The following is a 12,466-nucleotide window of genomic DNA, read 5'->3' on the forward strand; positions in this document are numbered from 1 at the left end:
CCGAGGGCACCGGGCCGCGGGTCAGCGGCCGTTCTCCCGAGGCATGTCCTGATTAGTTTGCGAAGATGATCTTGCCTGTTGTTCCTGCTCCGCCCGCTCGCGCCCGATGAGCTCGTTGAGCCACCTGACCTCGCGTTCGACGGATTCGAGCCCGTGGTTCTGCAGCTCAAGCGTGTAGGAGTCGACCCGTTCGCGCGTGCGTGCCAGGGCGGCGCGCACGCTCTCCAGGCGCTCCTCCAGCCGGCTGCGCCGGCCTTCGAGGATCCTCAGCCGGACATCGGCGCGGGTGTGCGAGAAGAAGGCGAAGTGCACGCCGAACCCCTCGTCCTCCCAGGACGCCGGACCCGCCTCGGTGAGGAGCTGCTGGAGCCGCTCCTTGCCGTCGGCGGTGAGCTTGTAGACGATCTTCGAGCGGCGGCTCTGCAGCGCCAGCGCCGTGTTCGGCTCCTCCGGCCGGTCCTCCATGATCAGCCCGCTGGTGAGGAGCTGCTTGAGGCACGGGTAGAGCGAGCCGTAGGAGAAGGCGCGGAACATGCCCAGCAAGGTGTTGAGCCGCTTGCGCAGCTCGTAGCCGTGCATGGGGGACTCGTGCAGCAGGCCGAGCACGGCGAGCTCCAGCACGCCCGCGCCCTTCTTGCCCGCCATGTCGATTCCCCCGCAGAGCCGATGTCTCAGTTCGATGTATCGAGTGAATGTATCGGTTCGATACATCGCAAAGATACGTACGGGCGGTCGTCCTGGCAAGTCCAGCACTGGGAACCCTCCCTTGGACGGGGTTTGATCGCGTCCGAAACCGCCGTCCTGGGGGTGTGCGGAGGACCTGGCCAGGGCGGGTGCTGTCTCGTCGCTCCATGTTCCGGGGCGCGGGTGGGCCGGGTAAGTGGAATGGGGTTCTGTGGACAACCTCGCCGCGATGATCTGTCGGCCCGGCCGGGGCCGGGCTTACCCTGCTGGCATGCGGGGTCGACGGCGCCGATGAGACCGAGGCTCGTGGTCGACTACGGGCTGGCGAAGCGGGCCGCCCTCGCCGAACTACGGTCCGGCTCCGTGACCAGGGACGACGCGTGCGACGCGCACCCCTATCTCCTGCGTGCGGCCAAGTACCACGGTGAGCCCACGGACAAGCCCTGCCCGGTCTGCGATCGCGAGCGCCTCACTCACGTGACCTACGTGTACGGGGATGAGCTGGGACGTTACGCGGGGCGCGTGAAGGTTACCGCCGAGCTCGCCGAGATGGATCGCGAATACGGAGAATTCAGGGTGTATGTGGTGGAAGTATGCCAAAGTTGCGCCTGGAACCATCTGGCCATGTCGTATGTCCTCGGCCACGGGGAGCAGAGCCCCGAGCGGTAGACGACCAAGGAGCAAGCCGCCGACCGCGCCGTCCACGAGGGCGTTGACCAGCCGGAACGGAGTCTCGGCGTGCACAACGCTCCCCCCGCTCACCAGCCCGCACAGTACCCTTCGGACGGCATACGAGCCGTTTGTCCCCCTGTCGATGAGGTCGCGTGAGTAATCCAAGCCAGCCCCGGCCGGAGTCCGGGTCGCCGTGGCCGGGCGGGCAGCAGGTCCCCCGTCTCGGCCGCTCAGATGTCCCGGAGGATCCGGATGCCCAGGTTGAGGCGAACCCGGGCGACGGGCCACCACCCCTCGGCGGCCCTTCTTCCAGCCCGGGGCCCTTCGGTGTCCCTCCCGCGGCGGGAAGCGGTGCTCCGGAGCCGGACGCCACCGCCATTTTCGGCCCTCCCCCAGCGGGTGTCGCTGGTGGGCCGCAAAATCCTGGCGCCTCGGTAACTCCCCCGGGCGAAGATCCGCTAGCCCCGGGCATGCCGCCCGCCGCCGGTGGTCCCCCGGGCGCGCGTCCGTCTGAAGACTTCGGTGGGTCGCCGGATCCCTCGGGTGCGCCGGGTGCTTCTCCACGGGGGCCCGGTGGGATCCCGCAGGGTGGCTCTCCTGGTGGGTCCGGCGAGGCGCCGGTTTTGGGATCGTCCGATATATGGCCGACTGACCTTCCTGGCGACCCGGCCGGTTCGGGGGAAGTCACTCAAAGTGATCTTAATAAGACCGTTGGCGATATTGGTGGGTTGAGTGGTGTTCCGGCGCTGGGCGGCGGCCCTGGGGGGCCGGGTGGCGGCTTTGGTGGATCTGATGGGCTGAATGGGCCAGGGGTGCCTCCCGGAGGGAATCCTCCTGGCGGTCCCGGTGCGCCTGGTGGCCCTGGCGGCTTTGGTGTTCCGGCCGGTCCCGGAGGTCCCGGGCCCGGTGGGGCGGTTGTGCCTAGCGCTCCTGGGGGGCCCGTTTTCGGTCCGCCCGGCGGGCCTAGAGCTTCTGGTGGGTTCGGTGTTCCAGGCATTCCTCCGGCTGGTCCCGGTGGTTTTGGGGGGCCTGGTGCTCCTGTTGGGCCTCCTTCTTTCGGTGGGCCTCAGGGCGGCGCTCAGTTCGGAATGGGTGCCCCCGCCGCTGGTGCGGGGGCCGCCGGCGGTGTCAAAGGACGGCTTTCCAAGCTCAGCGTGCCGGGCCTCAAGAAATCCAGTGCTCCTGGACGCAGGCGCATGGGCGCGGCGTCCGGCGCCGGAGGGGTCGGCGGGCCGGGCGGGCCGGGAGGCCCCGGTGGACCGGGTGGTCCCGGATCCGGGAAGCCGCCCCGCGGAAGACGGACGTTCCTCGATCATTTCCGCTCGCGCAGTACGGGATGGCGGCGGTTCATTCCCTCGTGGAAGCTCGTCGCCGGTGTCTGCGTGCTGGGGTTCGCCAGCATCATCACGCTGATCTGGGTCGCGTACGCGAACACCCCGACGCCCGCCGAGCCGACGGTGGCGGGTGTGGAGGACCAGGCGTCGATCTTCTACTACACCGACGGCAGCGAGATCGGACGGATCGGGAAGAAGCGGCAGAGCGTCGAGTTGAACCAGGTGCCGCCGATCGTCCAGGACTCGGTGCTGGCGGCGGAGAACCGGAGCTTCCGCACCGACCCCGGGTTCTCGGTCAAGGGGACGACGCGGGCGGTGTGGGCGAACCTGACCGGTGGGTCGGGCGGCGGGTCCACGATCACGCAGCAGCTCGCGAAGAACTACTACTCCGACCCGAACAACCGGACGATGGACCGGAAGTTCAGGGAGCTGTTCATCTCGCTGAAGCTGGAGGACAAGCATTCCAAGGACGACATCCTCAAGCTCTACCTGAACACCATTTACTTCGGCCGTGACACCTACGGCATCCAGGCGGCCTCCCGGGAGTACTTCGGGAGGGACGTGTGGAAGCTGACCCCCGACCAGGCGGCCGTGCTGGGCGGGATCATCCAGAACCCGAACCGCGACCCGGGCGACAAGGCGAACCGGGCGTGGCTGACCGAGCGGTACCAGTACACGCTCCGGGGCCTGGTCTCGATGAAGAAGCTCAGCCAGGCGGACGCCGACCGGTACATGAAGAAGCTGCCCAGGATTCACGAGGCGGGCACGGGCGACCAGCTCTACAGCGGCCAGCGCGGCTACATGCTGATGCGGGCCAAGGAGGAGCTGCGCCGCCTGAAGATCGACAACAAGGAACTGACGACCAAGGGCCTGCGCGTTTACACGACGTTCGACAAGAAGAAGATGGAGCAGGCCCGGCAGGCGGCCGAGCACACCGTCCCGCAGGTGAATCCGAAGCGGCTCGCGCGGAAGAAGATCCGCGTCGGGCTGGTGTCGGTGAACTCGGCGAACGGCGAGGTCGTCGCCTTCTACGGCGGGCCGGACTATCTCTCGCAGGCGTTCGACAACGTGTGGTCGGGGTCGGCGCAGGCCGGGTCGGCGATGAAGCCCTATGTGCTGGCGACCGCGCTCAAACAGGGATACAGCCTGAAGAGCATGGTCGAGGGACGGTCGATGACGCCGATCGACCCGCAGGGCAATGTCGTGCCGAAGGGCACGCCGAACGCCACCGTCGTTCCCAACAGCCACAATGAGGGCCCGGCGATCGACCTGGTCAAGGCGACCCAGGACTCGGTGAACACGGCCTTCTTGCAGCTCATGGGAAAGGTCGGCATCAAGGAGGTCATCAAGACCGAGACGGACGCGGGTATCGCGCCCGACCTGTTGAAGCCGCACTCCTGTTGCATCAACCTCGCGCTGGGCGTGAACAACATCCGTCCGATCGAGCAGGCGAGCGGGTACGCGGCGTTCGCGAACGGCGGTGTGTACCACCAGCCGCACGTGATCCGGAACGTCAGGATGACCGACAACAAGACGATGCGGCTGAAGCCGAAGTACGAGTCGCACCGCGTCTTCGAGCCGAAGGTCGCGGCGGACGCCACGTACGCGATGCAGCAGGTCATCAAGGGCGGCACGGCGACGGCGGCGGCGCTGCCCGACGGCCGGGCCGCCGCGGGCAAGACGGGCACCACCGACCGCAATGTCGCGACGTGGTTCGTCGGCTACGTCCCGCAGATGTCGACGGCGGTGACGCTCTACAACGACGCGACGGGTCCGGACGGGAAGAAGAAGTCCCTCATTCTGCCGGGCGTGGGAGAGGTCCAGGGCGGCACGATCCCGGCGCGGATCTGGCGGAGCTATATGGCCGACGCGACGCGGTCGATGGAGGCCAGGGCCTTCCCGCCTCCGGTCTGGAGCGGCATCGTCCAGAAGTGGGCGAAGCCTCCGGTCAAGAAAAAGAAGAAGCACGACGAACGGCCGCCGTGGTGCGACACCCCGGTCGGCGACTACGACCCGCGCTGCCAGGGCGATGACGGCGATGACGGCGACGGCGGCGGCAAGCCCCCGTGCCAGTCGCCGTTCCCCGAGGGCGGGAAGTGCGACCCGAACAAGCCGCCGAGCAATCCGCCGCCGCGGTGGTGGTGCAACATGCACAACGGCGATCCGGCCTGCCGCAGAGGCGGCGGGGGCGGCGGACCGGGCTTCCCGGGCGGAGGCGGCTGGCCCAACTCGGAAAGCGTCACCCCCCTGCCTGTGAGACCGCGCGAGTGAATCCGCGCGCCGTCACACGTGACCGCGCATGTGACGACGTCCGAGAAGAGGTCCGGCGGTGGACAGGACCTCGCTCGGCGTCGTCGCACGCGAATGAACCGCATATGTGACCAACGCGAACGAACAGATGGACGTGAATCGGCGGCGGCGGACGGAGGCGCGCGACATGGCCCATGGACGGTGCCCGCGCATGCGTTCGCGCCCGCCCGCCGGTCCATCCGTTTCCGCGCTTGGAGGGGTGTGTGTATGGGAACGGTCCCGGCGAACCGCCCCGACCTGGCAAGATCCAATTTGTCCGGCTTGTCAGGGCGCTGCGGACCTTGCACCACTGACCCCCACGCCTCCACACGAGCAGTACTCTCGGACGACGCACAGCCGTACCCCAGTTGATGAGGTCGCGTGAGTAACCCAAGCCGATACGGACCGGAATACGGAGACAGCCCGGGAAGGAGGGGTTCGCCCCGTCCCTCCTCATCGGGTGGGCCCGGCGCCGTGCCGCCCGGCGGTGCACCGCGCGGCGCCGTCCCCCCCGGAGGCGCGCCCCGTGGCGGGGCGCCGCGCGGCGGACCGCAGGCCGGTTCCCCGATGCCCGGCCGTGTCGCCCGCCCGGGAACGCGGCCCGGCGGACCCGGCGGACCTGGCGGACCTGGCGGACCTGGCGGCCCCGGCGGGCCTGGCGCGGCCCCCCAGCGCGGGGGAGCGCCCGGCGCTCGCCGGCGCGCTCCCAACGCTGTGCGCACCGGCCCGGGAGGGCCTGGTGGTCCGGGTGGACCCGGCGGTCCCGGCGGGCCTGGCGGCCCGGGTGGACGCGGCGGCCCCAGCGGTCCGAACGGCCCCGGAGGCCCCGGGGACGGCGGCGGCCGCGGACGGCGCGGCAAGCGGGCCGGCAAGCCGAAGAAGACCGGCTGGCGGCGGTACGTCCCGTCCTGGAAGATCGTGCTCGCCGTCTTCACCGTGCTGGTGCTCGGCATGGCCACGCTGGTCTTCGTCGCGTACCAGAACACCCCGATCCCGGACGAGGCGCAGCAGGACGCCGTCAAGCAGGAGTCGGTGATCTCCTACAAGGACGGGACGGCGTTCGCCCGGATCGGCACGCACCGCGAGAGCATCCCGCTGACCAAGGTCCCGCCGATCGTGCAGAACGCCGTGCTCGCGGCGGAGGACCGCAACTTCTGGCACGAGCCGGGCATCTCGCCGACCGGCGTCGCGCGCGCCCTGCTGAAGGCGGGGACCGGCGGCGACGTCGAGGGCGGCTCGACGATCACGCAGCAGCTCGCCCGCAACTACTTCCAGGGGCTCAGCCAGGACCGCACCATCAGCCGCAAGCTGAAGGAGATCCTGATCTCCATCCGGGCGGGCCAGGAGTACGACAAGAAGAAGATCCTGGAGCTGTACCTCAACACCGTCGCGTTCGGTCGCTCGGCGTACGGCATCCAGGCGGCCTCCCGCGCCTACTTCCACACGACCGTCGACCACCTCAACGTGTCGCAGGCGGCGATGCTGGCGGCGATGATCCAGCGTCCGTACTACTTCGTGTCCTACGGCCAGAACAACAACCCGGCCAAGCAGGCGCTGATCCAGCGCTGGACCTACGTCCTGAACGGGATGGAGAAGGAAGGCTGGATCACCTCCGCCCAGCGCACGGCGGCGAGGTTCCCGAAGACCCAGAAGGCATGGAGCGACGTCAAGGGCGGCCCCCAGGTCGGGTACATGCAGGACCGGGTCATGGCGGAGCTGGACGACCTCCACATCAGCAAGCAGGACGTCGAGACCGGCGGTCTGAAGATCACGACCACCTTCGACAAGGAGCTCCAGGACTACACCGCCACGGTGGTCAACCAGGTGAAGAAGGACTCGAACCTGGGCAAGGACATCCACTTCGGGCTCACCTCGATCGACCCGGCCACGGGTGGCGTGGTGGCCTCCTATGGCGGCCCGGACTACGCCAGACAGCAGTTCGACGACTCCTTCCAGGGCAGCGTCCAGCCGGGGTCCTCGTTCAAGCCGATCGTGCTGGCGACGGCGCTGGACCAGGGGGTCAGCCTCCAGACCACCATGGACGGCAGCTACCGCAGGGTGATCAACGGGACGCCGTTCACGAACGACAGCAAGGGTGAGAACGGCGTCTACAACCTCAAGGAGATGACGGCGCAGTCCATCAACACGGCGTACGTCGAGCTGGGCCAGAAGGTCGGGCTCGACAAGGTCGCCGACATGGCGATCAAGATGGGCATGCCGTCCGACACCGAGAACCTGAAGAGCGGCTACACCAGCCTCCCGCTCGGTGTCATCAACGCCAGCTCCCTCACGATGGCCTCGGTCTACTCGACGTTCGCGTCGGAGGGCGTGTACCGCAGGCCGCATGTGATCGCCAAGATCGTCGACCGGAACGGCAAGCGCGTCAAGCTGCCCTGGGACAAGGACGACGGCAAGGGGAAGCGGGCGTTCACGACCGGCGTCGCGCGGGACGCGACGTCCGCGATGCGCGCGGTCGTCACCACCGGTACCGGTAAGGCGGCGAGCCTCGGCGCGCGTCCGGTGGCGGGCAAGACGGGTACCACCGACCAGAACAAGTCGGCCTGGTTCGTCGGGTACACCCCGGAACTCTCGACGTCGGTCGCGATGTGGCGCGAGGACAAGCGCAAGGTGCGGCAGTCGCTGGTCGGCATCGGCGGCTACAGCCAGATCTACGGTGGCACCGTCCCGGCCAAGGTGTTCAGGCTCTTCATGACGAAGGCGCTGGAGGGCCGGGACATCACCCAGTTCGGCGCGCCCGTCAACGGCGGCAGCATGGCGCCGTGGGCCGTGGCCAAGCCGACGCCCACGCCGACGACCACGCCGACGCCGACGACCACGCCGACCTGCACCCGCCCCGGGCAGCAGCCGCAGCAGCCGAACGCGCGCCCGTGCCAGTCGCAGTCGCCCACCACCCCGACGGAGACGCCGACGACCACGACGCCGGCGAAGGTGCCGTGCGACAAGTTCCACATGCCGCTCGGCTGCGACCCCAACCTTCCGCCCGACGGGGAGGACATCGAATGGTGGTGCCAGCAGGGCCACCAGGACCACCCGAGGTGCCGGGAAACGGGCCCGGGCGGCCCGAACGGCCACTGACGGCGCCGTAGGAACCGACAGCGCCGTGGGAGCGGCCCGGAACCCGCACGGGTTCCGGGCCTTTCCCTTTGCCCGGACGATCTCGGCGCCCGTGTGGGCGCGGGCGCCGGTGATCGGCCAATAGTCTGCTGTCCATGTCGTCCTCTTCGGAAAGGCTCGGTTCGTCCACCGCCGGCACCGGCGGCGACGGGGTGGACGGACGCGGGCGACTCGCGAGGCTGGCCCCCGTCCTCACCGGCGTGACGGCCCTTGTGTGCGCGCTGGGCTGGTTGCAGAAACAGCCGTGCGCGACGACGAGGTTCGACTTCGTGAAGACCACGACGCGGGCCTGCTACACCGACGTCTATCCGCTCTATTACGTGCGCGGGCTGAACGACGGCAAGGTGCCCTACTTCGACTCGTTCGACGTCGCCGGATCCGATATCCACCACGTGGAGTATCCGGTGCTGAGCGGCGGATTCATGCAGGTGGTCGCGTGGCTCGTCCGTCCGTTCGGGGTGGACGAGCGGGGGATGGCGTTCTACCACGTCACCGCGCTCCTGCTCGCGCTGCTGGCGATGGCGGCCGTGCTGGCGACGGCGTACGCGGCCGGGCGCCGCTCCCTCCGGGTCGGGTTGATGGTCGCGCTGTCGCCCGCGCTGCTGCTGACCGCGTACATCAACTGGGATCTGCTGGCCGTGGCGTTGTCGGCGCTGGCACTGGCGGCGTGGTCGGCGCGCCGCCCCGCGCTCGCGGGCGCGCTGCTGGGGTTCGCCATCGCGGCGAAGTTCTATCCGCTGCTGTTCCTCGGGCCGCTCGTTCTGTTGTGCGTGCGCGCGGGCCAGTGGCGCGCGATGGGACGCATGCTCGCCGGGACGGCCGGCGCGTGGCTGCTCGTGAATCTGCCCGTCATGCTCTTCGCCTGGGACGGCTGGAAGGAGTTCTATATCTTCAGCCAGCAACGCGGCGTCGACTGGGGCTCGATCTTCTTCTTCCTCCAGGACCACGGAATGAAGGGATTGGACGACACCGACCACCTCAACATGCTCGGCACGGGCACGTTCCTGGTCCTCGCCGCCGGAATCGCCGTGCTGACGTTGGCGGCGCCGCGCCGTCCGCGGCTCCCCCAGGTGATGTTCCTTGTGCTGGTCGCGTTCATGCTTCCGAACAAGGTCTGGTCGCCGCAGTATGTGCTGTGGCTGTTGCCGCTCGCCGTTCTGGCCCGTCCGAAGCTTCCGGCTTTCGTGCTGTGGCAGGCCGGTGAGGTCGTCTACTTCTTCGGTATCTGGTGGTACCTGTTGTCGGTGTCCAGCCAGGTGCCGGGGTCCGATCTGGGCGGCACCGTCTCCGCGGTCCTCAGCCTTGACGCCCCGGAGGGCGGGATCAGCCACGACGTCTACGGACTCGCCCTGCTGGCGCGTTTCGTGACCGTTCTGCTGCTGGCGTCGCTGGTCGTGTGGGACATCCTGCGGCCGTCCGGCGACCCCGTCCGGGCGGACGAGGTGGACGACCCCGCCGGGGGTTTCCTGGACGGCGCGCGGGACGTCATCTCGCTCGGCCGCCGGCTCGGTCCCCGCCGCGCGGCCGTCCCGGCGCTCTGACCAGGCGGCCCAACCGGATCAGGCGGCCGAGGCGGGACAGCCGGCTCAGGCGCGCAATGCTTCGGCGAACCATGCGAACGCCGGTGTCAGCGTCGGCGGCACCGGCCAGCCGTTGATGATGGCGAGCAACTGCCAGTAGCGCTCGGCCCGGCGGTCGTTGCCGATCTCGATCCGGGCCGGCAGGTCGCGCCTGAACTCCGGCCCGTCCTGCTCGTTCAGCACGGCGGCATAGGCGCCGGCCAGTTCGTCGGCGACGGGACGCGCGGACGCGGCGTCGGGCGCGATGCCCGCCGCGATCGCCTCCTCGACCTTGCGCCGGGTGAGTTCGGTGAGTTCCGCCCAGACGCCCTGGTCCCGGCCTTCCTCGGGCATCGCGTCCGCCTGGTGCTCGGCCATCCGCCGCACGGACGCGCGGAAGTCCGGGTCGCCGACCAGTTCGGCCAGCTCCACCCAGGCGTCGACCTGCTCGGGCTCGGGGTCGTCGGGCAACTCCGGCAGCGCGGACCGCATCCTGGCCGCGAAGCCGGGGTCCACGTCGAGGCCCGCAAAGGACGCGTCGACGAAGTCGGTGATGATCCGCCGCCGCTCCTCGGCGGACAGTTTGGCGAGCTCGTGCATGAGTTCCATCTCCTCGGGACTGGACCGGAGTTCGGCGACGGCCCGCAGCACCGCGCGGCGCATCCGGAGGGTGCGGATCTGCGCGTCGAGCGCGTCGGCGTGGGCCGCAGCGACCTCGCCGACCGTGATCTCGCGTGCCAGCAGCCGCTGGACGGTCGCGAGGTCGACGCCGAGGTCGCGGAGTGTGCGGACCAGGTCGAGCCGGGCCGCCGCCGCCGGGTCGTACAGCCGGTATCCGGCCGACGTCCGGCAGGTCGGCGGCACCACGCCGGAGTCGGAGTAGAACCGGATCGTGCGGACGGAGAGGCCCGTCCGACGTGCCAGTTCCCCGATCGTGTAGAGGGTGCTGCCGTCCATGTCCCCTTACCTTGCGGCCTCCAGCGGGTGGAGACTCAAGCACCGATAACGCGAAAAGCAGAGAGCGCGTACGGAGGACCGTACGCGCTCTCCCCGGATGCCCCGTCGGACGTCCCGCCGTATCCCGGGGCGGGCCGTCCGGCCGGATCCGAGTCATCCGCCCTGGGCGCCCCCAGGATCGGCCGTCGCCATCAGGCGACTCGCGTCGGGTCGTCGATGGTGGGGAAGCCGCCCTCGCGGTGGGCGCGCCGCACGTCCTTGACGTACTCGCGGGTGAACATCGCCGACAGCGTCGCGATCCCGCCGCGGTGGACGCGGATCTCCGCGTGCCGCATCTCGCCCTTGATCACGACGCGGCGGCCCGCGCCGCCCCGCCCGGTCCAGTCCTTGACGCGGCCCCGCCCGGCGAAGCGCAGGTCCCAGTGGTCGATGTTCGCGTCCTCGGGCACCAGGAGCTTGAGCATCGAGTGGTCCAGGTCGACGTCGATCTCGATGTCGCCGTCTCCGATCAGCGGCGACCGCAGGTCGAGGACGACCGAGCCGCGGCGGCCGCGCACCTCGAAGGCGCGGGCCTCCGTCCAGGAGCCGAGCTTCTTGACCGACCTGTAGTGGGTGTGGACGCGGACGGGGAGGGTGGTGGGCGTGGTGTCCATCTCGGTCTTCCTTCCGGAATCGGGCAACTACCTCGCGCACAGAGTCACTCTTGCCATGAGTCTCTCTAAAAAAGAGAGTAACTAGAACAGAGAGGATCGTCAACAGGGAAGGCGGGCGTGCGCGCGCCAAGAAGGATCGACCCAGGTCTTCGCGTCACCAACGATCCGAGCGGACGCCGGTGTGCGAGCATCGAGCCGCATGCGCGGAGCGGCGGGAGAGGGTGTGAACGCGGACCGGGCGATGGACGAACTGCTCACCGAACGGCTGAGGCCGGGCGTCTACCAGTGGCGCGCGGTCCCGGCATCCGGCGCGGTGGGCGGCGGCGGCTGGGCGGGACGGGCGGAGGAGGCGGGCTGGCGCGCGTTCCATCTGGACGGACGGCGCGTCCGCGACAAGGAGGCGTTCCTACGGCTGTGCGCCGAGGTCTTCGCGTTCCCCGAGTGGTTCGGCGGCAACTGGGACGCGCTGGAGGACTGCCTGGCCGACCTCTCGTGGGCGCCCGCGCGCGCCGGCTACGTGGTGCTGTACGAGTCGTGGGCCGAGTTGGCCGAGGCCGACCAGTGCTCCTTCCGGACGGTCCTGGACGTGTTCGCCGACGCGGTGGAGGCATGGCGGGACACCCCCACCCCCATGACGGTGCTGCTGCCGAGCGTGGGCGTGGAGGTGGCGGGCGTTCCCCGGCTCGCCTGAGCCGTCAGACCGTCAGACCGTCAGAACGTCAGGTCGTCAGTAGGTGGACGAGTCGTGGTTGATGCTCCAGATCGCCGCGCCGTAGAAGCCGACGATGACGATCCAGTAGAGGAGCCCGAGCACCGCGAAGATGTAGCCGAGGACGAGCCCGGTGGTCGCCATGCCGCCGCCCGCCTCCCCGGTGCGCTTGATCTGCCCGTGCGCGACGTGGCCGAAGATGACGGCCGCGGCGGAGAACACGACCCCGCCGCAGGTCAGGACGCCGATGATGCCGAGCACCATCGAGGCGACGGCCATGCCGTTGTTGCGCGGGACCACCGGCGGTCCGCCGCCGTAGTAGTGGTGCTGCACGGGGGGCTGCTGGTAGTGCTGGCCGTAGGGATCCGACCCGTAACCGCCGTACGGGTCGTAGGGGGGTTGTGCCATGGCTTCCCGATCGGTCGCGCGCCCGCCGTCGCAAGGGTGCCGCACGTGCGCTGAGTGCTGGGATTT

General features: G+C 69.5%; 9 protein-coding genes. 5 read left to right on the plus strand and 4 right to left on the minus strand.

The genetic code is table 11. The features are described from left to right. Window positions 1-21: 21 nt before the first annotated feature. Window positions 22-645, minus strand: coding sequence for a PadR family transcriptional regulator (locus GNZ18_RS15065; RefSeq protein ID WP_156217116.1), 624 nt, complete (start codon window positions 643-645; stop codon window positions 22-24). A gap of 345 nt (window positions 646-990) precedes the next feature. Between GNZ18_RS15065 and GNZ18_RS15070 the strand changes: the two genes are divergently transcribed. From GNZ18_RS15070 to GNZ18_RS15085, 4 genes are all read left to right on the plus strand, one after another. Then, on the plus strand, window positions 991-1,353 hold the full coding sequence (locus GNZ18_RS15070) for a DUF5318 family protein (protein WP_312874539.1): 363 nt from the start codon (window positions 991-993) through the stop codon (window positions 1,351-1,353). 1,385 nt (window positions 1,354-2,738) lie between these two features. Beyond that, on the plus strand, window positions 2,739-4,961 hold the full coding sequence (locus GNZ18_RS15075; protein ID WP_173390779.1) for a transglycosylase domain-containing protein: 2,223 nt from the start codon (window positions 2,739-2,741) through the stop codon (window positions 4,959-4,961). A gap of 936 nt (window positions 4,962-5,897) precedes the next feature. After that, a complete protein-coding gene (locus GNZ18_RS15080; RefSeq protein WP_312874540.1) occupies window positions 5,898-8,075 on the plus strand; it encodes a transglycosylase domain-containing protein in 2,178 nt (725 codons plus the stop codon). A 134-nt stretch (window positions 8,076-8,209) separates the two neighbouring features. Then, window positions 8,210-9,655 carry a glycosyltransferase family 87 protein gene (locus tag GNZ18_RS15085; protein WP_156217119.1) on the plus strand — a complete coding sequence of 482 codons (1,446 nt, stop codon included), beginning with the start codon at window positions 8,210-8,212 and terminating at the stop codon, window positions 9,653-9,655. Between the two features lie 45 nt (window positions 9,656-9,700). Here the strand turns inward: GNZ18_RS15085 and GNZ18_RS15090 are convergent, their stop codons facing one another. After that, complete coding sequence (locus GNZ18_RS15090) at window positions 9,701-10,630, minus strand: MerR family transcriptional regulator (protein WP_156217120.1); 930 nt, start codon at window positions 10,628-10,630, stop codon at window positions 9,701-9,703. A gap of 191 nt (window positions 10,631-10,821) precedes the next feature. After that, entirely contained in the window at window positions 10,822-11,283 is a 462-nt protein-coding gene (locus GNZ18_RS15095; protein WP_156217121.1) for a hypothetical protein, read from the minus strand. Between the two features lie 223 nt (window positions 11,284-11,506). Between GNZ18_RS15095 and GNZ18_RS15100 the strand changes: the two genes are divergently transcribed. Then, on the plus strand, window positions 11,507-11,974 hold the full coding sequence (locus GNZ18_RS15100) for a barstar family protein (RefSeq protein WP_216651299.1): 468 nt from the start codon (window positions 11,507-11,509) through the stop codon (window positions 11,972-11,974). A gap of 36 nt (window positions 11,975-12,010) precedes the next feature. Here the strand turns inward: GNZ18_RS15100 and GNZ18_RS15105 are convergent, their stop codons facing one another. After that, on the minus strand, window positions 12,011-12,400 hold the full coding sequence (locus tag GNZ18_RS15105) for a DUF4190 domain-containing protein (RefSeq protein ID WP_156217122.1): 390 nt from the start codon (window positions 12,398-12,400) through the stop codon (window positions 12,011-12,013). Window positions 12,401-12,466: the final 66 nt, after the last annotated feature.

The sequence above is a fragment of the Actinomadura litoris genome (assembly GCF_009733595.1).
Taxonomy (GTDB): domain Bacteria; phylum Actinomycetota; class Actinomycetes; order Streptosporangiales; family Streptosporangiaceae; genus Spirillospora; species Spirillospora litoris.